This window comes from Ruegeria sp. AG1 (genome assembly GCF_056541705.1).
Genome location: NZ_JBQFYU010000002.1, coordinates 314,695 through 336,666 on the forward strand (window position 1 = coordinate 314,695; position 21,972 = coordinate 336,666).

The 21,972-nt window shown below is 59.0% G+C and carries 20 protein-coding genes and 1 tRNA gene; 11 read left to right on the forward strand and 10 right to left on the reverse strand.

Annotation, left to right across the window (positions count from 1 at the left end):
• Positions 1 to 112: 112 nt before the first annotated feature.
• Both ACR0B5_RS03990 and ACR0B5_RS03995 read left to right on the forward strand, forming a co-directional pair.
• Complete coding sequence (locus ACR0B5_RS03990; RefSeq protein WP_480538541.1) at positions 113 to 2,158, forward strand: ASKHA domain-containing protein; 2,046 nt, start codon at positions 113 to 115, stop codon at positions 2,156 to 2,158.
• 22 nt (positions 2,159 to 2,180) lie between these two features.
• Entirely contained in the window at positions 2,181 to 3,038 is an 858-nt protein-coding gene (locus tag ACR0B5_RS03995; protein WP_480538543.1) for a class I SAM-dependent methyltransferase, read from the forward strand.
• 10 nt (positions 3,039 to 3,048) lie between these two features.
• Here the strand turns inward: ACR0B5_RS03995 and ACR0B5_RS04000 are convergent.
• The 6 genes from ACR0B5_RS04000 to ACR0B5_RS04025 form a co-directional block, all read right to left on the reverse strand.
• Positions 3,049 to 3,122, reverse strand: a tRNA-Gly gene (locus ACR0B5_RS04000).
• A gap of 64 nt (positions 3,123 to 3,186) precedes the next feature.
• A complete protein-coding gene (locus tag ACR0B5_RS04005; RefSeq protein ID WP_170641544.1) occupies positions 3,187 to 4,014 on the reverse strand; it encodes a polyphosphate kinase in 828 nt (275 codons plus the stop codon).
• Between the two features lie 126 nt (positions 4,015 to 4,140).
• A complete protein-coding gene (locus tag ACR0B5_RS04010; protein WP_170373670.1) occupies positions 4,141 to 5,202 on the reverse strand; it encodes a methyltetrahydrofolate cobalamin methyltransferase in 1,062 nt (353 codons plus the stop codon).
• Positions 5,203 to 5,211: 9 nt separating this feature from the next.
• Entirely contained in the window at positions 5,212 to 6,138 is a 927-nt protein-coding gene (locus ACR0B5_RS04015) for a methylenetetrahydrofolate reductase (protein WP_170659521.1), read from the reverse strand.
• 26 nt (positions 6,139 to 6,164) lie between these two features.
• The gene (locus ACR0B5_RS04020; RefSeq protein WP_170373668.1) at positions 6,165 to 6,461 is read right to left on the reverse strand and encodes a virulence factor; all 297 of its coding nucleotides are present in this window, start codon (positions 6,459 to 6,461) and stop codon (positions 6,165 to 6,167) included.
• Between the two features lie 246 nt (positions 6,462 to 6,707).
• Positions 6,708 to 8,594 (reverse strand): PhoX family protein, encoded by a 1,887-nt coding sequence (locus ACR0B5_RS04025; RefSeq protein WP_480538546.1) that lies wholly within the window; start codon positions 8,592 to 8,594, stop codon positions 6,708 to 6,710.
• 180 nt (positions 8,595 to 8,774) lie between these two features.
• Between ACR0B5_RS04025 and ACR0B5_RS04030 the strand changes: the two genes are divergently transcribed.
• Complete coding sequence (locus ACR0B5_RS04030) at positions 8,775 to 9,887, forward strand: Ppx/GppA phosphatase family protein (RefSeq protein ID WP_170373666.1); 1,113 nt, start codon at positions 8,775 to 8,777, stop codon at positions 9,885 to 9,887.
• On the forward strand, positions 9,887 to 10,609 hold the full coding sequence (locus ACR0B5_RS04035) for an RlmE family RNA methyltransferase (RefSeq protein ID WP_480538548.1): 723 nt from the start codon (positions 9,887 to 9,889) through the stop codon (positions 10,607 to 10,609). The genes ACR0B5_RS04030 and ACR0B5_RS04035 overlap by 1 nt, the downstream gene beginning before the upstream one ends.
• Here ACR0B5_RS04035 and ACR0B5_RS04040 read toward each other — a convergent pair.
• The 3 genes from ACR0B5_RS04040 to ACR0B5_RS04050 all read right to left on the reverse strand — a co-directional run bounded on the left by ACR0B5_RS04040 (position 10,606) and on the right by ACR0B5_RS04050 (position 13,648).
• Positions 10,606 to 10,794 carry a hypothetical protein gene (locus ACR0B5_RS04040; RefSeq protein ID WP_480538550.1) on the reverse strand — a complete coding sequence of 63 codons (189 nt, stop codon included), beginning with the start codon at positions 10,792 to 10,794 and terminating at the stop codon, positions 10,606 to 10,608. The two genes, ACR0B5_RS04035 and ACR0B5_RS04040, sit on opposite strands and share 4 nt — an antisense overlap.
• A 101-nt stretch (positions 10,795 to 10,895) precedes the next feature.
• On the reverse strand, positions 10,896 to 12,785 hold the full coding sequence (locus tag ACR0B5_RS04045) for a multiheme c-type cytochrome (RefSeq protein ID WP_480538552.1): 1,890 nt from the start codon (positions 12,783 to 12,785) through the stop codon (positions 10,896 to 10,898).
• A complete protein-coding gene (locus ACR0B5_RS04050; RefSeq protein WP_480538554.1) occupies positions 12,782 to 13,648 on the reverse strand; it encodes a YihY/virulence factor BrkB family protein in 867 nt (288 codons plus the stop codon). Before ACR0B5_RS04050 ends, ACR0B5_RS04045 begins: the two co-directional genes overlap by 4 nt.
• 139 nt (positions 13,649 to 13,787) lie before the next feature.
• On the opposite strand from ACR0B5_RS04050, the gene ACR0B5_RS04055 reads away from it, so the two are divergent.
• From ACR0B5_RS04055 to ACR0B5_RS04085, 7 genes are all read left to right on the forward strand, one after another.
• A complete protein-coding gene (locus tag ACR0B5_RS04055) occupies positions 13,788 to 14,873 on the forward strand; it encodes an AI-2E family transporter (protein ID WP_480538556.1) in 1,086 nt (361 codons plus the stop codon).
• A gap of 166 nt (positions 14,874 to 15,039) precedes the next feature.
• Positions 15,040 to 16,017 carry an AAA family ATPase gene (locus tag ACR0B5_RS04060; protein WP_480538558.1) on the forward strand — a complete coding sequence of 326 codons (978 nt, stop codon included), beginning with the start codon at positions 15,040 to 15,042 and terminating at the stop codon, positions 16,015 to 16,017.
• A gap of 20 nt (positions 16,018 to 16,037) precedes the next feature.
• Entirely contained in the window at positions 16,038 to 16,985 is a 948-nt protein-coding gene (locus ACR0B5_RS04065; RefSeq protein ID WP_480538560.1) for a DUF58 domain-containing protein, read from the forward strand.
• Positions 16,982 to 17,455, forward strand: coding sequence for a DUF4381 domain-containing protein (locus ACR0B5_RS04070; RefSeq protein WP_480538562.1), 474 nt, complete (start codon positions 16,982 to 16,984; stop codon positions 17,453 to 17,455). Before ACR0B5_RS04065 ends, ACR0B5_RS04070 begins: the two co-directional genes overlap by 4 nt.
• Positions 17,452 to 18,438, forward strand: a complete 987-nt coding sequence (locus ACR0B5_RS04075) for a vWA domain-containing protein (protein ID WP_480538564.1) — start codon at positions 17,452 to 17,454, stop codon at positions 18,436 to 18,438. Before ACR0B5_RS04070 ends, ACR0B5_RS04075 begins: the two co-directional genes overlap by 4 nt.
• 59 nt (positions 18,439 to 18,497) lie before the next feature.
• Positions 18,498 to 19,937 (forward strand): VWA domain-containing protein, encoded by a 1,440-nt coding sequence (locus ACR0B5_RS04080; protein ID WP_480538566.1) that lies wholly within the window; start codon positions 18,498 to 18,500, stop codon positions 19,935 to 19,937.
• Positions 19,934 to 21,157, forward strand: a complete 1,224-nt coding sequence (locus ACR0B5_RS04085; protein ID WP_480538569.1) for a hypothetical protein — start codon at positions 19,934 to 19,936, stop codon at positions 21,155 to 21,157. Before ACR0B5_RS04080 ends, ACR0B5_RS04085 begins: the two co-directional genes overlap by 4 nt.
• 1 nt (position 21,158) lies before the next feature.
• On the opposite strand, the gene ACR0B5_RS04090 is transcribed toward ACR0B5_RS04085, so the two are convergent.
• Positions 21,159 to 21,839, reverse strand: a complete 681-nt coding sequence (locus ACR0B5_RS04090; protein ID WP_170373655.1) for a Crp/Fnr family transcriptional regulator — start codon at positions 21,837 to 21,839, stop codon at positions 21,159 to 21,161.
• Positions 21,840 to 21,972 lie beyond the last annotated feature (133 nt).

The window sequence follows — 21,972 nt, forward strand, 5'->3', positions numbered from 1 at the left end:
GTCACAAAACGACGCTCGTTGTACAAAACGTGCCGCTGTCAGGGCTTTCCCTTTGTGAATAAACTCATATCTTCCCCGGCATACGCGCGAACACAATTTAGGCAGGCCGATCATGACCACCGACCCCCTTGTCGTCTTTACCCCCTCGGGCAAACGCGGGCACTTTCCCGTTGGCACACCGATTCTGACCGCCGCCCGACAGCTGGGCGTCGATCTGGATTCGGTTTGCGGAGGGCGCGGCATCTGCTCGAAATGTCAGATCACGCCCAGCTATGGCGAGTTTCCCAAGCACGGCGTTACCGTCTCGGAAGACGCGCTGAGCGAATGGAACGCTGTCGAGCAGCGCTATGACGACAAACGCGGCCTGAAGCCCGGCCGTCGTTTGGGCTGTCAGGCCTCTGTTCAGGGCGATGTGGTGATCGATGTGCCGCCCGAAAGCCAAGTTCACCGTCAGGTGGTCCGTAAGGCCGCAGCGGCGCGCGCCATCACCATGGACCCGGCCACGCGGCTGTATTTCGTGGTCGTCGAAGAACCCGACATGCACTCGCCCACCGGCGATCTGGAGCGTTTGGAACGCGCCCTGCGCGAGCAGTGGAAGATCGAGGCCGTCACCGCAGATCTTTCCCTGATGTCGAAGCTGCAACCGGTTCTGCGCAAAGGCAAATGGGAAGTCACTGTCGCCGTTCACAAAGGTCATAAGGACCCGGTGGCCCGCATCGTCGAAATCTGGCCCGGCCTGCACGAAGGGGGCCTTTATGGTCTGGCCATCGACCTCGGCTCGACCACAGTTGCGGCGCATCTGACCGATCTGGAGACAGGTGAGGTCAAGGCATCCTCGGGCTTGATGAACCCTCAAATCCGCTTCGGCGAAGACCTCATGAGCCGCGTCTCCTACGCCATGATGAACCCCGGCGGCGATCAGGAGATGACCAAGGCCGTGCGCGAGGCGATCAATGATCTGACCACCTCGATCGCGGAAGAAGCCGGAATTGACGCCAGCCTGATCGTTGAGACGGTATTTGTTTGTAACCCGGTTATGCACCACTTGCTGCTGGGTCTGGACCCGGTCGAGCTGGGGCAAGCTCCGTTCGCGCTGGCGACCTCGGAAAGCATGTCCCTGCCCGCGCGTGAGATGGACCTGACCACGATGAACCCGCGCGCGCAGATCTACATCCTGCCCTGTATCGCCGGTCACGTGGGTGCCGACTGTGCTGCCGTTGCCCTGTCGGAAGAACCCGGCAAATCCGAAGATCTGGTGCTGATCGTAGACGTGGGCACCAACGCCGAAATCCTGCTCGGCAATACCAGCCGCGTTCTGGCTTGCTCTTCGCCCACTGGGCCAGCCTTTGAAGGCGCGCAGATCAGTTCGGGCCAACGCGCCGCGCCCGGCGCGATTGAGCGGATCGAGATTGATCCCGTCACCAAGGAACCCCGCTTCCGCGTGATCGGGTCCGAGAAATGGTCCGATGAGGACGGGTTCGATCAAGACATCGCAACCACCGGCATCACCGGCATCTGCGGCTCGGGCATCATCGAGGCCGTAGCCGAAATGCGCATCGCCGGCCTTTTGGACGAAAGCGGACTGATCGGGTCGGCCGAGCAAACCGGCACGACCCGCTGCGTTCCCGAAGGGCGCACACACGCCTATCTGATCCATGATTCCAGCGCGGAAGGTGGCCCTCGGATCACGGTCACTCAAGGCGATATCCGGGCTATCCAGTTGGCGAAATCGGCGCTTTATGCCGGTGCGCGCCTCTTGATGGACGAGATGGAGGTCGACCGCGTGGATCGCGTGGTTCTGGCCGGGGCCTTCGGGGCGCATATCTCGACCAAACACGCGATGGTTCTGGGCATGATCCCGGATGCGCCGCTCGACAAGGTTTCAAGCGCGGGCAACGCGGCGGGTACAGGCGCCCGGATTGCACTGTGCAACATCGGATCGCGCGCCGAGATCGAACGTGTGGTGCGCGAGATCACCAAGATCGAAACCGCCATCGAGCCGAAGTTCCAGGACCACTTCGTTGCCGCCAACGCGATCCCGCACAAAACGGACCCCTTCCCGGAGCTCGCACAGGTCGTCACCCTGCCCGCACCGTCCTTTAACACCGGTGGCGGCGATGAGGAAAAGACTGGCCGCCGCCGCCGCCGGAGGTCATAGTTCCCCTCAAAAGGGGGCTGCCATGCTGAACATCAACGGTGATCAGGAAGAGTTCTGGGGCAAGTCTGAAATGGGTGTCCGCTGGCTGACCTATGAAGATCAGCTGGACACCTTGTTTCAGCCCGTCCTGGAACTGGTCCTAAAACGATCTGGCCTGTCACGGGGCATGCGGATTCTTGATATTGGCTGTGGCACTGGCGCATCCGCGCTGGCCGCTGCCCAGCTTGTTGGGGCTGAGGGTGCGGTGCGCGGAATCGACATATCGGAACAGTTTCTAGAGCGCGCGCGCCAGAGGGCCAGCAATGCTGGTCTGGGCAACCTTTCGTTTCAATACGCCGACGCTCAGACCACAGAGCTTTCGCGGGGCGATATTGACGCGATGATCTCAAGGTTCGGCGTCATGTTCTTTGCCGACCCGACCGTCGCCTTCGCCAACATGGCTCGCGCCCTGAAGACCGGTGCACAGATGACCTTTGCCGCTTGGGGCGGTCTGTCTGACAACCCTTGGTTCAAAACCCCGCATATCGCTGCCACAGCGCGGCTGGGTCAGCCGCCTAAAGTTGACCGCAATGCCCCTGGGCCGCTCGCCTTCCATGACAAGGACAGAGTCGCTGGTCTGATGCGCGATGCGGGGCTGGTTGATGTTCAGGTCACGACGGTTTCGCTGGTGCTAAACGGACCACTATCGGTCGAAGACGCAGCCCTGCTATGCACCCGTGTGGGACCTGCTGCGCGTGTGATCGCGCATTTCAACGGCACCGAAGAGGATGTGCGCGCGATCGTCGATACTGTTGCGCTTCAGTTCGAGGAGTACCTCACTTCGGAAGGAACGCGAGTCCCGGCCGTTATCAACCTGCTGCAAGCGCGCCGTTCACAATAGACATTGAAGTTGGAGCGGGTAGCGGGAATCGAACCCGCGCGTTCAGCTTGGGAAGCTGACAGGCTACCATTACATCATACCCGCCGCGAGATTTGAGATACCATCGCCACCTGAGGAACTGCAAGCGCCTTTCGGTGAGGTTTATGGATTACTCCGTCCGCGCCCGCAGAGAGTCGATCAATGATTGGTCAACATCCAAAGCCTCGCATGCTGCGTCCAAAGTCCGTTTGTCCAAATGCTGTGGGTTTAGATCTATGTCCTTTGAGAATGCGTCAACTATGGTCTGCATTGCCTTGATTCTCGCAGATTTTTTGTTGTTAGCCGGAATAACGTGCCACGGTGCAATCTCCGTTGATGTACGCGCCAGCATCTCATCGACGGCGATCCCGGCCTCGTCCCAACGCTCGCGATTGCGGAAATCCTCATAAGTCAGCTTCCAGCGCTTCAATGGGTTGCGCAGGCGTTCTGTGAAACGCGCCATCTGTTCGTCTTGTGAGATATGAAAGAACAGCTTTACGATCCGGGTGCCGTCATCAACAAGCATGCGCTCGAAATCGTTGATCTCTCGATATCCCGCGCGCCACCGTTTCTCTGGCGTGAACTTCTCGATCCGTTCCACCAGAACACGCCCGTACCAACTGCGGTCAAAGGCCGAGATTGCACCTTCGGGCGGCAAACGTTCCCAAAACCGCAGCAGATAGTGGCGGTTGAGATAGTAGTTGCGCGGCGCGCCGATCGGCCAGACTTTGAAGCTGCGCGGATCGAGCGCCTGGCTGATACGACGGATCGTGCCACCTTTGCCAGCGGCATCCCAACCTTCAAAGACGATTACGCCCTTGGTTCCATGGAAGAGAAAAGCTTGCTGAATACGCGCCAGTTTCGCCTGCAGATCAATCAGCTTGTCGAAATAGTCCTTCTTGCCCAACTTCTCACTCAGGTCTGCGTCGGCCAGTTTTGGTGGGTGATGTTTGGACATGAAAGCACCTGATCGTTGCGGAAAGGACCGCCTCAGTCTCTACAATATTACGCTTGCTGCATTGATCAGGGTCAAACGAAAAAGGCCGGGCGCAGGGCCCGGCCTTTGATCTGATAGCGCAGAAAATCAAGCACGACGACGACGGCCACCGCCGCGACGACCGCCTGCTCCACCGGCCGCAGCCGCTTCTTCAGGCGATTTGTTGAACTTGATCCATGCGCCGCCGTGAGGGTCGTTGTTGGTCAGCAGGTTGGCGGCGCGGATGGCCTCCATCTCCTTGCCGGCACGTGGCTGGGTCGAGCCGAGACCGAACATTTGGACGAAGGCCTCATCATCCATGCCTTCGGGCAGGATGATACCAGCTGCGGCAACGGCCTCTTTCTTCTCGGCGATTTTCTTCTGCGTCGTCGGCAGAGCAACCGGGTTCATGATCGCAGAGGTCATGCCAGCACCCATCGCCATCGGCAGGAAGGCGTTGTTGATGCCGTGACGGTTCGGCAGACCGAACGAGATGTTGGAAGCACCACACGTGGTGTTCACACCCAGTTCCTCACGCAGACGGCGGACCAGAGCGAAGACCTGCTGGCCAGCGGTTGCCATCGCACCGATCGGCATAACCAGCGGGTCAACAACGATGTCATGCGCCGGGATGCCGAAATCAGCGGCACGCTCAACGATCTTCTTGGCCACGTCGAACCGTACATCGGGGTCCTCCGAGATGCCGGTATCGTCGTTCGAGATCGCAACAACCGGAACGTTGTACTTCTTGACCAGCGGCAGAACCAGCTCCAGACGCTCTTCTTCGCCGGTGACCGAGTTTAGCAGCGGACGGCCTTCTGCGGCCTCAAGACCGGCCTCCAGCGCGCCGGGAACCGACGAGTCGATGCAGAGCGGAACGTCAACCAGACCCTGAACCAGCTCAACGATCTGGCGCATCAGCGGCGGCTCGGTCTCGTTCGGGTTGGGGTTCGAGTTGTAGACAACGCCTGCGTTGATATCCAGAACGGTCGCGCCTGCAGCAACCTGCGCGAGCGCGTCTTTCTCTACGGTCGAAAAGTCGCCCGCCTCCAGCTCAGCAGCCAGCTTTTTGCGGCCCGTTGGGTTGATCCGCTCGCCAATCACGCAGAACGGTTCGTCAAAGCCCAGAACGGCGGTTTTTGTTTTTGATTCTACGACTGTACGGGTCATGTCCGTTCCTTAAGCGTTAACCGGCTTCGCCGAAGCGCCGCCGTTGTTGATAGCCCAGTTGGCGTTGGTCTTGATACCGCCAAGGGGGAAGAAGTGTACGTTGGTGATGTTGAAATCCGGGTTCGCCGCTTTGTATTCGGCCAGCTCGGTGATCACATCATTCGGCTCATAGGGCAGCAGCAGTTTGGAGACATCCATGGCGCGCTTTTGCAGAACTTTCAGCGACGGGCCAACGCCACAAGCGATGGCGAACTTGATCAGGGTCTGCAACTTGGCAGGGCCTGCGATACCGATATGAACCGGGATGTCGATCCCCGCCTCTTTCAGGCCGTTCGCCCATTCGATGATCGGCTTTGCGTCGAATGCGAACTGCGTGGCCAGCGCCATCTCGGCGTCGGTGGTTTCGCTGAATTTCTGCTTCCAGCGCAGCGCGTCGTCGACATTCTTGGTCGAGCCGTCCGGGTCGATATCCTTGTTGCCTTCGGGGTGACCAGCAACGTGCAGGCGCTTGAAACCTGCTTTATCGAACAGGCCGGATTCCATCAGCTGCATCGAGCTGTCGAAATCACCATGGGGCTTGGCGACACCACCGGCCAGCAGAAGCGCCTGATCAACGCCCGCTTCGCCCTGATACATCGAGATCCAGTTCTCCAGCGTCGCGGCATCCTTGATGATGCGTGCCGGGAAGTGCGGCATGACCGGGTAACCTTCGGCGGCGATGCGCTTGGCGGTTTTCACCATATCTTCGATCGGCGTGCCCTCGATATGGGCGATGTAGACACGGGTGCCTTCGGGCAGCAACGCGCGGAAATCTTCGACCTTTTCGGCGGTGCGCGGCATTACCTCGATCGAGTAGCCCTGCAGAAAGGCTTCGACGGTCGGATTTACAGGGCCGTTTTCGGCGGCATCACGTTTCTTGAAGTTCAGCAAAGCCATTGCGGCCTCCCATATAGATTTCGGGCTCATGCCCAACCGTCATTCGCGATCAGTGCCTTGATGCGGTCCTGATCGTATTCCGTTTCCAGACGCACAGCCTGCGCTTCGGCAATCTCGGACGGGTCGCCCTCAACCGCGAAAGGCTCGGCCTTGCGCCATTCGGCCAGGTAGGCATCACTGTCCTTGGCGTTCACCTTCATGGCGGCGCGGTCGATGGCCTGTTCAAACCGTTCTTCCAACTGCCGCTTTGCGCCACGACGGCCTTTGCCGACGATGACCTGAGCGGGAATGTCGCGCCAGTACACGATGGTGACGTCAGGCATAGCTGTGATTCCTCCTAACCAATGGGGCGGTTCTAAACGTCTATATTGGGCTAAGGAGGTCGGTTTTCGACACCCAGCGCCTTCCAAGCGACCTTTTTGCCTATGACGGTGTACAGTCGTTTTAGCCGGGATTCACAGAAAACCAGATATCAAAACTTTCAACGCTTGTATGAGGATGGCTCAACACAAGCAAAAACCCCGGGCGGCAACACCGTCCGGGGCTTATTTTTAAGGGCGTTTTCGGCCTTAGCCGACCAAACCACCATCGTCGCGCGTGACCGCGATGATGGCCGAGCGCGGCACGGCATCGCCGCCCTCGGGCCAGTGGCTGTTACCGTCCTCACCGGGGTGCTGGACGCCCACGAACATGGTGCGGCGATCCGGCGACCAGCTGAGGCCGGTGATCTCACACTCATTCGGGCCGACCAGGAAGCGGCGGATTTCGCCGGTGACCGGGTCGCCTGCCAGCATCTGGTTGTTGCCCTGACCTTCGAAATCACCTTCGTTGCCATAGTTGCCGTCGGTCTGGATCCACAGCAGGCCGTTGCTGTCGAATTTCAGACCATCGGGCGAGTTGAACATGTTCTCGGCATTGACATTGTCCGACCCGCCATAGGTGTCCTGATGGACATTCGGGTTACCCGCCAGCACGTACAGATCCCAGGCAAAGCCGGGCGCGGTGTGATCGCCGCCTTCCGGACGCCAGCGTACGATCTGGCCATAGTTGTTGGCCTCGCGCGGGTTCGGACCGTTGACCGAGGTGTCATCCCCACCAGCATTCGGCTTGACGCCCCGGTTCTTGTTGTTGGTCAGACAGCAATAGACCTCGGCCACGTTCGGGTTGGCAGCCACCCACTCGGGGCGGTCCATGGTCGTCGCGCCCACAGCAGACGCGCCCTGGCGGGTGTGGATGCTGACCTCAGCCTGCGAGGCCAAACCGGTTGTCTCGGGCGTCAGGTCCAGCCATTCACCGGTGCCGTCATCGTTGAACTTGGCAACAGACAGCGTGCCGTTTTCCAGCAGAGCGTTGGTATCGACGCCCGCCGCATAGACACCGTCCGAGACGAAACGGTACAGGAACTCGCCGCGCTCATCATCGCCCATGTAGACGACAACGCGACCGTCGTTGTTGACCACAGATTCGGCGTTCTCGTGCTTGAAGCGGCCCAGAGCGGTCAGTTTGCGCGGTGTCGAGGTCGGGTCGGTCGGGTCGATCTCAACCACGTAACCGGCGCGGTTTGGTTCATTTGGGTTCTTCGAGACGTCAAAACGCTCGTCGATCTTGGCCCAGCCATAACCCCAATCCTTGGAGGAGACACCGTAGCGTTTCAACTCGGCGCTGACTTCGTGGTTTTCGTCTTCGGCCGAGAAGTAGCCATTGAAGTTCTCTTCACAGGCCAGATAGGTGCCCCACGGAGTCATCCCGTTGCCGCAGTTGTTCCACGTACCTTTGCTGGTCGTGCCGGTCGGATCAGCGGCGGTTTTCATCAGGTCATGGCCCGCAGCCGGCCCGGTGATGGTCATGTCGGTTTGCGGCGTGATCCGGCGGTTATACGGGCTGTCCTTGACGATGCCCCATGCGCCGTCGGTGTTGGCAATCTCGACCACAGTCACACCATGGGCCATCATGCCCTTGGCAACATCGTCATCCGAGGCCGCCTTGGCATCCGGGTTGTTGCCCCACAGGATGTCACGGTTGGTGTATTCGTTGTTCACAACCAGCAGCACATGGCCGTCATGAAAGAACACATCCTGACCGTCGGTATTGTCGCCAAAGGCGCGTTCCTGACTGGCGGCGGTGCCACGGGTCGCAGGATCGAATTCAGGCGCGTCGGACCACAGCGGGTCCCCCCAGCGCACCATGACTTCCGCCTTATAGCCTGCGGGTACGACCACCTCATCGGCAGTTGAGACCGGAATCGCCTCGAACGAGAACCGATCAGCTGACGCGCGCGCACCCGTAGGCAGAAGCGAGCCGCCTACTGCGGTAAAGCTGCCCATGGCCAAAACGCCCCCCAGAAAGCCACGTCGCGACAAGGCGCGCTCGACCACACGGTCGAATTCACATTCCTCGGGGCGCGGATTTACGACTTCATCAAATTCATCGAAGGACAGGGTGCGCTCATCTTTCATGGCAGTCTCCGTATCTGGCTGTAAGCTTGTAGAGAATCCCGAAATGGGGATCGGCACGGGAATTGCATTTCAGTATGAACGCTGTGTGACACTCACGTTAAATTCAAAATTGAAATCACTTGCGCGTCGGCGAGACCCCGCCTAGGGTCAACTTAACTCGAAAATCGGAGGGCGTTACGAATGGCGCCCAAGCGTCCCAAAGGTGCGGGCGCGTTCCCGAAGGCGGTCGAAAGCCCCGCGCCGGCAAGACCCGATCCAGATGCACTCTATGCGGCGTTGGATTTGGGGACAAATAGCTGCCGCATGTTGATAGCCCAACCCAAGGGGAGCGGGTTCCATGTGGTCGACAGTTTCTCCAAATCCGTGCAGTTGGGCGCGGGTTTGGAACGCACGGGACGCCTGTCCCGGGCGTCCATGTCGCGCACTGTTCAGGCGCTGCGAATCTGCCAGCAAAAGCTGAAGCGCAACAAGGTCAAACGGATGCGTCTGGTTGCAACAGAGGCCTGTCGGCGCGCCAAGAACTCACGCGATTTTATCCGGCAGGTGCGGCGTGAAACCGGCCTGAACCTTGAGATCATCCAGCCCGAGGAAGAGGCTCGCCTGGCCGTTATCTCCTGCGCGCCTCTGGTGTCGACCAAGACCGAGCAACTGCTGGTCGTGGATATCGGCGGCGGCTCGACCGAGCTGGTGTGGATCGACATCTCATCGGTGCCGCGCCGCGATAGACCCGCGGCGATCATGCGTTTGCATAACGGCTTTCATACCGCCGACAGCCCCTTCCCGGCCGCCAAGGTTGTCGACTGGATCAGCGTCCCGCTGGGCGTCGCAACCCTGCGCGACCAGTTTCACGACGTTGAGGATGACTCGGCCCGGTTTGCGTTGATGAGCTGGTTTTTTGAGGAAAATCTCGCCGATTTCGCCCCCTACAAGGACGAACAGACCCGAGCGGGATTTCAGATCGTCGGCACTAGCGGCACGGTGACAACCGTAGCCGCCTCGCATCTGGGTCTGAAGCGGTACGACCGGACCAAGGTGGACGGTTTGCGCATGACCAGCGATCAGATTGACAAAGTCATACGCGGGTATTTAGAACTCGGCCCTCACGGGCGACGCCGGGACCCTCGGATTGGGGATGACCGGCAGGCCCTGATCATGTCCGGCTCGGCCATTTTGCAGGCCCTTTTACGTTGCTGGCCCACCGACCGCCTTTCCGTGGCGGACCGGGGTCTGCGTGAAGGACTGCTTTATGCGCAGATGAGCGCGGACGGCGTATTGGAAGACGGACCGTTCTGATGGCGAAGACACCGAGTGGAAAAAACACCTCAGGCCGTGGACAGCGCGACCTGAAGGTCAAGGTGAAGACAGCGCGGGGGCGCAAGCTCAGCTCGACCCGGTGGCTCGAGCGGCAATTGAACGACCCCTATGTCAAGCGCGCGAATGCCGAAGGGTATCGCGGGCGAGCGGCGTTCAAGATTCTGGAACTGGACAAGAAATTCCGGTTTCTGGTCCCCGGCGCGCGTGTCGTCGATCTGGGCTGTGCCCCCGGTGGCTGGCTGCAGGTCGCCGTCAAGCGGGTGAATGCACTCGGCGAGAAAAGCGGCAAGCGTATCGGCACCGTTCTGGGTGTTGACCTGCAAGAGGTTGAACCGGTTGCGGGCGCGACGGCTCATGTGCTGGATTTCATGGAAGATGACGCGGACATCAAGGTTAAAGAGTGGCTGGGCGGCAAGGCCGACGTTGTGATGTCGGACATGGCTGCCGCGTCCTCGGGTCACAAGCAGACCGACCACTTGCGGATCATGGCCTTGTGCGAAACCGCCGCTTACTTTGCCTTTGATGTGCTGGAGGATGGCGGCACCTTTGTGGCCAAGGTTCTGGCAGGCGGCGCCGAGGGCGATTTGCAAAAGCTGCTCAAGCAGAAGTTTGAGAAAGTCGCAAACGTCAAACCGCCTGCATCGCGTTCGGACAGTTCCGAGAAATTCGTGGTTGCGACCGGGTTCCGGGGCGGCGCTTAGTCCTCAAGCGCAATTTCACCAGTCAGCCGCTGTTCTCGTAGCGACGCGGCTGCAATGCCTTGCAGCATCAGCCCCTCACCATGGTTCAGGTCAACCGGCTTGCGGTTCCGAAGTTCCTCGATCCGCAGATCCAAAGAGACCTGCCTGCCCCGTAACGCAGGCTGTTTCAAAACATGTTCCGACATGTGACACCTTTTACGACCTTATGGCCTGACACCCTCGGGCATAGGTCTAAAGGTGAATTCTGCCGGGATGATGGCGCGAAACGGGCGCGTAAATGCCGTTCTTATGGCCCGAGTTGCCGGGACAGCTCTTGAAGGTTCGGATCATTGGGAATGCGCTGCAAGCCTTCCTGCAAAACCTCACGCGCAGCTTGCGGCCCGCGATTGATCTGCGCCAGCTGCACCAGCATCGGCCAGGCTTCGACGCGTTGCGGGTCGAGGGTCACAACCTCACGAAAGGCACGCTCGGCTGCTGGAGCGTTGCGGAAGGTCAGTGCCATTCCGCCTAGCACCATATGGGTTTCTGGGAAATCCAGACGGTTGGAGATTGCCCCCTGCCATTCGGCAGTGGCCTGCCCTGCCAAAACCCGCTGTTCCTCGGTCATCGCCTCGGGCGGGATTGTCAGGACCTCTTTCGCCGCCGAAATCCGAACGTTACGCAGCGGGTCCGAAAGCAATGGTTCCAACCGCTGCACCTGATCGCGGGGAGAGGCCTGACGTTGCAACGTCACAGCGTTGGCCCGAACCAGCGGGTCGGCATCCGTCAGCAATTCTGCGGTGGCGTCGGCCACCTGACGGGAGCCGAAGGGTTGCAACAGATACGCCGCTGTTGCGCGCACGATCCCGGCCTGAGACGGATCGGTGGCAATCGCCAGCAGCCCTTCGGGACTGTCCGCCTGCCCCGCCATCGCCGGAGCGAAGACCGAACCGAAATGCGGGCCGCGATGGGGTGAGTCCGGAAACCAGCCCTCGATTTGCGTTGCGGCCCATGGCTGGTCTTTGTCGGTGTGGCAGTCAGTACAGGCGTCCTGACCAAGTCCCAGATCAGGGCGCGGTACTCGGAAACTGTGATCCCGACGACCGTCGACGCCCATATAGACACGCTCGATCATGTGGCAGGTCTTGCATTGCGCACCTGCGCTGTCTTCGGGGTGGTGATGATGATCAGGGGTGTCATAGTCCTCCCGGGCCAGAATCGGGAAATCCGGATTGCCCGCCGGGGAATGGCATTGCGTGCAGACCCCGTTGCCCTCTGCCCTAAGCGTTGCGCTATGGGGTTCGTGGCAGTTCATGCAGCCCACGCCCTGCGCGTACATCTTGGATTGCAGGAAGGACCCGTAAACATAGACCTCATCCAGAATCTGACCGTCGGGGTGATAGGCCCCCGGTCGCAGAAGCGCGAGATTGTAGGCGTCGTGATAGGGCGTTCCGGGCAGAGGGTTGCCCTGCTCATGCGCCTCGCGCCGGGAATGGCACCCAGCGCATTGCTGAATTTCGGCCTCGGTCTGGCCTTTGCCCCATGACATTGCAAACCCGGCCTCACCTACCCCTTCTGGCAGTACACGGCCATTGACCCAATCGATATGTGCCGAGCCGGGGCCGTGGCAGGTCTCACACCCGACGCCGATCTCAGCCTTGCGAGACTGGTAGCTGCGGGTTTGCGCGTCGTAGTTTTTTTCAAAGCCGGTTGCGTGGCATTCGGCGCAGCGGGCGTTCCAGTTCTTGTAGGGCCCGGTCCAGTGCAGCCCGTCATCGGGCGGCAAATCCTGATCCGGATAGAGGTGATACCAGCGTTCGTTTTCCGTGTCCCAGACCACGTCGAAACTCTGCAATCGACCGGGATCGGTTTCGAACAGGTATTGCTGCAAGGGTTCTATGCCGACGACTGAGTGGACGTCATACACGGTCATCACACCGTCTTTTTCAGTGACCTGAGCGGTTGGGACCTCGCCGCTATGGTCGAACAGGACCGACATGCCGTCATGCTGAAATCGGGTGCCATCAAAATCGGCAACCATCTTCCCTGCCCCGACCTCGGTCCAGGCCAGCGCGTGGTGCGAGTTGGCCCAGGCCTCGGCCTCATCCAAGTGACAGGCAGTGCATTGATCCGAACCGACATAAGACTGCGCGTTGGCGGCCTCGGCCAATGCAACAAAGAGCAACACCCACCTCATGCCGGAGCACCTTGTTCGTCGCGCTGTATATCCATCAGAGCGCCGTTATACTCTGCACCGAGGATCAGGATTGCCGCGCACAGATACAGGAAAATCAACGCCGCCATCGCCCCCGCCAACCCGGCATAGGTGGCGCTATAGCTGGCGAACTGGCCGATATAGATGGAAAACCCCCACCCTCCTGCCCCCAGCAGAACGAGTGTCAGAACAACACCGGGCAAGATCTGCGTCACCCGATGGCGACCGGTCGGCAGGATCAGATGCGCCAGCAGGATCGTGCCCGCCGGAACCGCAATCGTGAAGGTCCATCGCAGCCGGTCCACCGACAACCAGTTCGAGACATCCACATCCGTATGCTCGGACACGAGCTGCGTGTAGACGGGCAAGACAACCTCGACCGCGGCGATGATAAGGATCGCGGTGCCACCCAGAATGACCAAGCCAATGCACAGCAGCCGCGTTTTCCAGAACGGCCAGCTGTCCTGATCGTGATAGGCCTGATTCATTGCCGCCCGCACCGCGGCCACGCCGTTCGAGGCGAAATAGACCGCCAGCAGACCGCCAATGGTAATCACGCCCGAGCTGGAGTTCTGCAACACCGCGCGCAGCTCAGAGACGATCGGTTCAGCCACATCCTGAGGCCATGCGCCGAAAATCAGTTCGATCAGTTCGTCATTCACATAGCCCTGAGACAAGGCGCCCGCCAGCGCCACGGTAAACAGAACAAAGGGAAAGAGCGCCATCATCATCGACATGGCAACATGGCTGCTCATGACAAAGCCGTTCTTTTCACCAAAGCGCCGAACGGCCAGGAAAAACGCCTTTATCAAACGGCTTGATATGGGATTCGCAGCACTGGACATACGGAACTCTACCCTGCGCACCCTACGGGTAGAAGCCACCCAAGCGGAAAATCAATCATATAAATAATTGAGCGCATTGCATAAACTCTTTGCCCTGTGCAGGATCGTATCAAGCACCTTGCCTCAATCAGGTTTGCACATGCCTCTGGACCCGAACACCGCCACGGACGTACCCCGCGCCACACTGCCTGTGGTGCGTGACACCTGTATTGTCGCAACCCTTTTGGTTTTGGGGCTATACGCCGGGGCCGCGTTCCTAATCCCGCTGACCATGGCTCTTCTGGTCAACGTCCTGATCATCGCGCTGAGCGACCGGATCGCCGCCCTGACACGTGTCCCCGTCTGGCTCGCCAACATCGCGGGCGTCACCGTCGTTCTGGCTGGTCTGTTCATGATCATGTATATCCTCGGTAGTCAGGCCACACAGTTCGCCCGCACCGTCGGCACCTACGAGGAGCAATTCGACAATGCCGTGAACCGCATCGCCGGATTGGTCGGCAGCGACGTGACGCGCTTTATCCGGGATAATCTGGTCAGCATCGACATGTCCTACGTCGCCCGCATCCTGCTGGGCAGTGCTACATCCCTGTTGAACCAGTTCTTCCTGATCAGTCTCTATGTAGCGTTTCTGATGGCCGAGCGTCTTGCGTTTCGAAAGAAAATCCAGATGGCCGCCGGAAACCCTCAAACCGGTCGAGAATTCGCGGCCATGCTGGATGCGATCTCGATTAGTCTGCAGCGCTATGTCGGGGTCAAAACCCTTATAAGCCTGATCACGGCTGGCATAAGCTACAGCATTTTTCGCCTGCTGGGCCTTGAATATGCCGAGACTTGGGCCGTGCTGACCTTTGCACTGAACTTCATCCCTTCGATCGGGTCGATCATTGCCGTCATCTTCCCCGCGATGATCGCCCTGGTGCAGTTCGAAAGCATCGCTCCGTTTCTGATCGTGGTACTAGGCTGCGGTACCATCCAGTTCCTGATCGGCAATTTCCTCGACCCGGCGTTGCTGGGCCGATCGCTGAACATGTCGACTTTTCTGGTCATCCTCGCCCTCATGTTCTGGACCACCGTATGGGGCCTGATCGGAGCCTTCCTGAGCGTCCCCCTAACCGTCTGTATCCTAATCGTCTTCAGCCATATCCCGGCGCTGAGGCCTGTTGCGATCCTGATGTCTCTGGATGGCAGGCTTGGAGATGCCAGCAACGACGCGGTTTCCCGCTAGTCTCGCCGCCTTACGAAAACAATCAAATATAAGGAAGTCGGAATTCCTATTGGTCTGCGTGGTGTCGCGCTGATAACATGTTCTCATTACTTGAAAATCCCGAATCCGGGCCTTAGCAGCCGCTGGGCTGCACGGCCTGCCTTTCGGGCCGTAACGGGATATTTTTATGAGCGCACTCAATCAGATCATGGATCTCAGATCCCGAATGGCGCAGTCGATCATTGGACAGACCGAGGTGAATGATCGCCTGTTGATCGGTCTTCTGGCCAACGGCAACCTGCTGATCGAAGGGCTTCCGGGTCTGGCAAAAACGCGCGCGGTCAAGGCCATGGCCAAGAACATGGACGCTCAGTTCAGCCGCATTCAGTTTACGCCGGACCTGCTGCCCTCGGACGTGACAGGGACCGAGATTTATCAACAGACGGATAAAGGCAGCGAGTTCAAATTCGAACCCGGGCCTATCTTTGCCAATATTGTCCTCGCCGACGAAATCAACCGTGCACCCGCCAAGGTGCAAGCCGCTTTGCTTGAGGCGATGGAGGAACGCCAGGTCACCGTTTCTGGGACCACCCATAAGATGGAGCCGCTGTTCATCGTCATGGCCACCCAGAACCCGATCGAGCAAGAGGGCACCTACCCTCTGCCCGAGGCGCAGATGGACCGGTTTCTGATGCATGTGCAGATCACCTACCCTCCGGTCGAGGATGAGGTTGAGGTCATCCGCCTCGTGCGTGGCGAGGACATTGCCGCAGGCAAAGATGCCCCTAAAGAGCATCCGCCAGCGATCCCACAAGACGCCATCTTTGACGCGCGATCCGAGATTGGACAGATCCATGTCTCGGATGCGATGGATCGCTATATGGCTGATATCGTGCAGGCCACCCGCACGCCCGAGGCACTCAGCCCCGAATTGGCCAGTTGGATCGAGATCGGCGCCAGCCCCCGTGCTTCTCTTGCGTTGGACAAATGCGGGCGCACGCATGCGTGGATGAACGAACGCGATTATGTCGACCCCGCAGATATCCGCGCCATTGCCCATGACGTGCTGCGCCATCGCGTAACCCTCAGCTTCGAGGCGCAAGGATCCGGCAAATCCGCAGATGACGTGATCGACGAGCTGTTGCGTTTGGTTGCATTGCCCTGACCCTAAAGGATACCGGCCGCATGAGTCAGACTGCGCCATATTCCAAAGACCCGCGCATCTATGTGGATGCCGACCAGCTTGTGCGTCTTGGCCCTCGTGCCCGAGCGCTCAGCCTGTTGCCCCGTCAACCTGCGCGGTCGATCCTGAATGGCCGGCATGCCTCGCGACTGCGCGGGCGTGGCCTGAATTTTGAAGAACTGCGCGGCTATCTGCCCGGTGACGACATCCGGACCATCGACTGGAAGGTTACCGCCCGCACCGGAGACCCCCATGTGAGGGTCTATACCGAGGAGCGCGACCGCCCGGCCCTATTGCTGGTCGATCAGCGTGTTTCGATGTTCTTTGGAACCGTCGCCTACATGAAATCCGTAATCGCCGCCGAGGCCGCAGCGATTGCAGCCCATCGCGTATTGGGTCAGGGAGACCGCGTGGGCGGCCTCGTCTTTAGCGACACCAGCGTGGCCGAACATCGTCCTCAACGCCGCGCAACGGCCCTGACGCGACTGCTATCTTCTATAGCGGCGGCCAACTCCGCACTGCATGCGGGCTTGACGCCTGAACCCACCGTATCCTTGAACGAAATGCTGACTGAGGCCGCGCGTGTCTGCCAAACCAGCGGTTTGATCTGCCTTTTCTCCGACTGCGACGGGCTGGATGACCGTTCAGAAGCCCTGCTCCGTCGTCTTGCAGCGTCGAACGACCTGATCGTGTTCAACGTCGCCGATCCGACATCGCGCAGCTTGACGCCTGATCTCAAATTGACCGTCTCTGACGGGGACGCGCAGATCGAAATCGACAGCTCCGATCCGGAGCTTTCCGCGAGAATCCGCGCCTCCATGGAGGACCGCCTTGAGCAGCTCCACAAATGGTCGCGCCGATACGGGTTCCCTGTGGTTCCCTTGACGACCTTGGAACCGGCGCTGGACCAGTTGCTGCGCTTGTTCGGACATGGCGGAGCACGGCGATGAGCATCGACACCACCGGGAAATCTCTTGTCGACTTACTGAACATGCTCGAACCCGCGCCCGAGCCTTCGCCTATTCCAATGACGCCTCAGACATGGGGATGGGCTGCTTTGGCAATCCTGCTGTTGATCGTCTTGTTCGCCGCGGTCTCGGTAATTCGCAAACACAGACGCGCCAACGCTTATCGACGGGCTGCTCTGGCAGAGCTGTCGGTGCCAGACATCCCGGCAGCAAAGATTGCCGAGGTGCTACGGCGGACGGCTTTGGCCGCATACCCGAGGGACCAGGTCGCAGGTCTATATGGTGGGGATTGGATTAAATTTCTAAACCAATGCTCTGATATACAGACATTAAATCAAGAAATAAGTCATGCGTTGACCGAAGCGCCATACAAGGCAACACCCTCGAACGAAGACCTGAGGCAAATGGCCCGGCATTGGGTCAAGTCTCATAAACCGTATCGGAGCGCATGATGTTTTCCTTCGCTGCTCCCTGGGTCTTTCTCCTGCTGCCGTTGCCCGCAGCCGTGTATTTCCTCGCCCCACCTCGGCGTGAGAAGACGGCCTCCGTCCGCATTCCCTTTTTTCGCCGAGTCGCGCAAGCCGCTGGTGTTGAACCAAAATCCGGCTCCGTGATCCGCAACCGCGCCAGACTGCAAACAGCCAGTATCATCACTATCTGGGTGCTCCTGGTTCTGGCCCTCGCCAGACCCGAGCGGCTGGGTGAGCCTATTGTAATCGAGAAATCCGCCCGCGATGTTGTTCTTGCCTTGGATATCTCAGGCTCGATGGATCAGCGCGACTTTCAGACTGACTCTGGCGCGCCTATGCAACGGCTAGATGCCGTCAAAGGCGTCTTGAAACAGTTCATTGACGAACGAGATGGCGACCGGATGGCCCTGATCATCTTCGGTACCCGCGCGTTCATTCAGGCACCCTTCACCGAAGACCTCAATAGTTTGACTGGGTTCCTGGATCAAACTCAAGTCGGAATGGCCGGTCCGAACACGGCGCTAGGCGATGCGATTGGCCTTGGAATTCGCACGTTCGAATCCAGCGAAGTCGAGCAGCGCCTGATGATCGTTCTCAGCGATGGGGCGGATACCTCAAGCCGCATGACACCGGTAAACGCCTCGGCCATTGCTGCCGAGAAGAATGTGGTCATCTACACAATCGGGGTCGGAGATCCGAACGCCTCTGGCGAAGATCGCGTCGACCTACAGGCTCTGCAAGACATAGCCGACCGGACTGGCGGAGAGTATTTCTTTGCCGACGACACAGCGGCCTTGGCGCAAACCTACGCGCGCATTGATGAGTTGAATCCGCGAACCGTTGAAACCCAAAGCTATCGACCCCGTCAAAGCTTGTCCCATATTCCCTTGTTACTGGCGCTGATGGCCATTCTGATCAGCACAACCGGGTTCCATATCTCCCGCCGAAAAAAGGGAGCTAGATGACAATGGACCTAACAGATTTCCATTTTATTCGAGTGTATTATCTGTTGCTCCTCATCCCCATGTCGTTTCTGTGGTGGAGGATCAGACCCAAGCCCACCCGTCAATCTGATCAGACTGCAGGGATCGCGCCACATCTTGCTGCCGCTCTGCAACTGGGCGCAGAGGAGACCCGTCGGTTTCATCCCATCGACGTCGCCATGATCATCGCCACGCTCATCACTCTCGCGGCGGCGGGGCCAACGTGGTCGCGCGCGCCCAACCCGCTTATCGCGGATACCGCGCCGCTGGTGATCGCTCTCAAGGTCACCGAAAGTATGGAGACCACCGATCTTGCGCCTTCGCGTCTGGACCGGGCTAAGTTCAAAATCGCCGACCTGATCACCGAACGCGCCGGAGCGCGCACCGCCCTGATCGCCTATGCAGGTACTCCACACCGTGTTGCGCCTCTGACCGAAGATGCCAACATTCTGCGCCCGCTGCTTGAGGGGCTGACGCCAGCCGTGATGCCCAAACCAGGTGATTCCGCCGCTGATGCCCTGGCGCTAGCACAATCCATTCTGGACGAAAGCGAGAGCCCGGGTGCGGTTTTGTTCGTTCTGGACGATCTCGACCCGTCTCAGGTTCCCGCTCTAAGCACCCCAACCCATGATCTTTTCTTCCTGACCATGCTGCCCGATAACGACCGGATTGCGCAGCTGGGAAATGTCCACGCTGCTTCGACTGTTGCGTTCACGGATGACGACCGGGATATCTCTCGGCTGCAACGCCAAATTCAGTCGGCTTATACCGCAGCTTTGGACGATGACGATCGTTTGGACTGGCAAGACAAGGGTTGGATGCTGGCCTGGCCCGCTGCGCTGCTATCGCTTTTGTGGTTCCGCAAAGGATGGGTGATCCGATGGGCACTTTTGGCGTTGTTCGTCCTTCCGCCCTCGGGCGCGCGCGCTGAAGGTTGGCGGGATTGGTTCCTGACACCGGATCAGCAGGGGCAAATTGCGATGAATCAGAAGCAGTTTGGAGACGCGGCCCAACTGTTTGAGGACCCATATCACAAGGGCTATGCCTATCTCAAAGACGGACAATATGAACAGGCCTCTGAGATTTTCGCCGGTTTGAACACGGCCGAGGCCGCTTTTGCCGAAGGCATGGCCCGTATCCGAAACCGCGAATACCGCCCGGCAATTGCAGCGTTTGAAACCGCTCTGGAACGTCGCCCGGATTGGCCAGAGGCGCAACATAACCTTGAGGTGTCTAAGGCCATCTTGGACTATGTCGAAACGACCCGGGAGCAGTCTGACACGGGCGAGGAAGCTGGCATCGGCGCGGACGATACTGTGTTCGACAATGACGACGCGCGCGGTAGCGAAACCACGGTCCAAGCACCCAAGGACGGACCGCAAACGCTGAATGCGGAGCAATGGATCAGCACCATTGATACCGACATGCAGGATTTCTTGCGCAATCGCTTCCTGTTGGAAAATCAGGAGCGAACGGAATGAGATACGCGCTCCTCTTCATTCTCCTCTTCCCCGTTTCTGTCTTCGCACAAGGCAACGAAACAAGTGCCCCGCTGATCACCGTGGAGGCCCCGCAGGAGCCCGTCATCGTCGGCCAGCCAGCGATTGTTCGGATCAAGGTTCTGGTGCCGACTTTCATGCCTCAACCGCCCGAGTTTCCCTCTCTGGAGCAACAAAACCTCTTGGTACGTCTGCCTGAACGCGCCTCGGGGCCGGTCAGCGAGACTGTTAACGGCGAGACATGGTCGGGTGTTCAGCGCAGCTATCGAGTGTATCCTCTGATCGCCGGCGACATCACCTTCAATGCGCAGACGGTTAGCGTGACCTATGCCGATCCCGCCACAAACGCCCCAGTTCAAGCCACGGTCGACCTGCCTCCGGTCAAGATCACGGCCGAAATACCCGGTGGCGCCGAGGGTCTCGACCCGTTGATCATCGCAACCGGGTTTACCCTTGAACAGAAACTTGAAGGTCCAACCGAGATGCAGGCTGGAGACGCCATCACGCGCGAATTGACTGCGCGCATCTCTGGCACAACGCCGCTGTTGATCCCGGTTCTGACACCGCAACAGCAAAGCCCGCTGCTGCGCGCCTATCCCAAAGAACCCCGGATTTCAGAATCCGAGGAACGTGGAGTGTTGTCCGGCCAACGTCAGGAGGAGGTCGTGTATATCGCGCAGCAAGAAGGTGTCGCGCAGTTGCCCGAGTTTTCCATCGACTGGTTCAACCTGCAGACCAACCAGGTCGAAACCGCCTCAGTTCCCGCGACGGACCTGACGCTTGCGCCACCGAAATGGCAGCCGCCCAGTCTGGGCGAAGTTCTGAAACTCGCTGCCTTCGTCGCAATCGCCGTTCTCGCAATTGGTGCTTTGTGGCGTTTTCTTTCCCCACGCATCCGCGATTTGAGAGAGGCACGCCGTGGTCGGTATCTGGCGTCGCGGAGATATGCTGAAGACGCTTTGAAGGCCGCCGTACAAGCTCATGATTTAAATGCGACTTATACCGCGTTGGAGCTTTGGAGATCGCGTGGCGGGAACTCCAAAAATGCAAGAAAGCTGGAGGACTGCCTGACCCGTATCGGTGCTGCTCGTTACTCCGGTCGCGATCAATCGGAAGACTGGAGTTCCGCATTGCAAAGCCTAACGTCCCTGCGAGACGCGACAGCGCGCGACAAGGATGCTTTGCCTCCACTCAACCCCTAAATCAACTCTGGCAATTGGCAATCAGTTTGCTGCGGTCGATCAGGCGCAGGCGCCCGTAGCCAAGCTCGACCAAACCCAGATCCACCAGACGATGCAGGTTGCGATGCAAGGTGGGTTGAGAAACCGCAACCATCGCGGCCAGCTCCTCTTGCGATACGATGATCCATCCGTCGGCTTTCGCGGCTCCCTCGTCCAGATGCAACAGACGCAAAACGAGGCGTTTCTCAGTGCCCGTTACGGCCAGATTGGCCATGATGCGCAGAGAGGTCTTCATGTTCTCGCGCGTCAAGGCGTAGAAATCGCGTATGTATTCTGGGTTGTCTTGGACCAGCCTCTCGACCCGGGAGGTGGGAAAGAACAAGGCCCGCGTTTTTTGGGTCGCCATTACACTTATGAGGCGTCGCGCTTCGGCAAACAGCGCCAAATCTCCAACCCAAAATCCGCGCCCATCGCGATGCACGACAAATTCCTGCCCGTCATCGGCCGGGGCGGTGATCTGAACAGCGCCGCTGAGAACCGCGTGAATTCCATTTGCCTCATCGCCGTAGAGATAAAGCGTTTCCCCCGCATCAAAGGTTTTTCGCACGGCGCAGGTCATAAGATCGCTCTGAAATTTGTGGCCGCGCGCGCCAAACCAATCCGACTGGGTCAGCGTTCGGATATCCTCATCAACATCAAACATTAGTATCTTTCAAAGCGATCATATGATAAGTTTTCGATACGTTTCATAGCCTAATCTAGTTCTGTTCGATTCTCGGACCAATAGATAGTTTTTTGTCCGACAATCAACACCTTGCTCGCGGTCTTTTCCTTAA

What these genes read in the sequence shown, in the direction of transcription:
- ACR0B5_RS04040 (WP_480538550.1), bottom strand. Translation starts at nt 10,794, where the DNA reads ATGTCGGAACATGTTTTGAAACAGCCTGCGTTACGGGGCAGGCAGGTC.
- ACR0B5_RS04080 (WP_480538566.1), top strand. Translation starts at nt 18,498, where the DNA reads ATGTCGTTTCTGTGGTGGAGGATCAGACCCAAGCCCACCCGTCAATCT.
- ACR0B5_RS04020 (WP_170373668.1), bottom strand. Translation starts at nt 6,461, where the DNA reads ATGCCTGACGTCACCATCGTGTACTGGCGCGACATTCCCGCTCAGGTC.
- ACR0B5_RS04015 (WP_170659521.1), bottom strand. Translation starts at nt 6,138, where the DNA reads ATGGCTTTGCTGAACTTCAAGAAACGTGATGCCGCCGAAAACGGCCCT.
- ACR0B5_RS03990 (WP_480538541.1), top strand. Translation starts at nt 113, where the DNA reads ATGACCACCGACCCCCTTGTCGTCTTTACCCCCTCGGGCAAACGCGGG.
- ACR0B5_RS04085 (WP_480538569.1), top strand. Translation starts at nt 19,934, where the DNA reads ATGAGATACGCGCTCCTCTTCATTCTCCTCTTCCCCGTTTCTGTCTTC.
- ACR0B5_RS04010 (WP_170373670.1), bottom strand. Translation starts at nt 5,202, where the DNA reads ATGACCCGTACAGTCGTAGAATCAAAAACAAAAACCGCCGTTCTGGGC.
- ACR0B5_RS04065 (WP_480538560.1), top strand. Translation starts at nt 16,038, where the DNA reads ATGAGTCAGACTGCGCCATATTCCAAAGACCCGCGCATCTATGTGGAT.
- ACR0B5_RS04055 (WP_480538556.1), top strand. Translation starts at nt 13,788, where the DNA reads ATGCCTCTGGACCCGAACACCGCCACGGACGTACCCCGCGCCACACTG.
- ACR0B5_RS04005 (WP_170641544.1), bottom strand. Translation starts at nt 4,014, where the DNA reads ATGTCCAAACATCACCCACCAAAACTGGCCGACGCAGACCTGAGTGAG.
- ACR0B5_RS04030 (WP_170373666.1), top strand. Translation starts at nt 8,775, where the DNA reads ATGGCGCCCAAGCGTCCCAAAGGTGCGGGCGCGTTCCCGAAGGCGGTC.
- ACR0B5_RS04035 (WP_480538548.1), top strand. Translation starts at nt 9,887, where the DNA reads ATGGCGAAGACACCGAGTGGAAAAAACACCTCAGGCCGTGGACAGCGC.
- ACR0B5_RS04075 (WP_480538564.1), top strand. Translation starts at nt 17,452, where the DNA reads ATGATGTTTTCCTTCGCTGCTCCCTGGGTCTTTCTCCTGCTGCCGTTG.
- ACR0B5_RS04060 (WP_480538558.1), top strand. Translation starts at nt 15,040, where the DNA reads ATGAGCGCACTCAATCAGATCATGGATCTCAGATCCCGAATGGCGCAG.
- ACR0B5_RS04045 (WP_480538552.1), bottom strand. Translation starts at nt 12,785, where the DNA reads ATGAGGTGGGTGTTGCTCTTTGTTGCATTGGCCGAGGCCGCCAACGCG.
- ACR0B5_RS03995 (WP_480538543.1), top strand. Translation starts at nt 2,181, where the DNA reads ATGCTGAACATCAACGGTGATCAGGAAGAGTTCTGGGGCAAGTCTGAA.
- ACR0B5_RS04070 (WP_480538562.1), top strand. Translation starts at nt 16,982, where the DNA reads ATGAGCATCGACACCACCGGGAAATCTCTTGTCGACTTACTGAACATG.
- ACR0B5_RS04025 (WP_480538546.1), bottom strand. Translation starts at nt 8,594, where the DNA reads ATGAAAGATGAGCGCACCCTGTCCTTCGATGAATTTGATGAAGTCGTA.
- ACR0B5_RS04050 (WP_480538554.1), bottom strand. Translation starts at nt 13,648, where the DNA reads ATGTCCAGTGCTGCGAATCCCATATCAAGCCGTTTGATAAAGGCGTTT.
- ACR0B5_RS04090 (WP_170373655.1), bottom strand. Translation starts at nt 21,839, where the DNA reads ATGTTTGATGTTGATGAGGATATCCGAACGCTGACCCAGTCGGATTGG.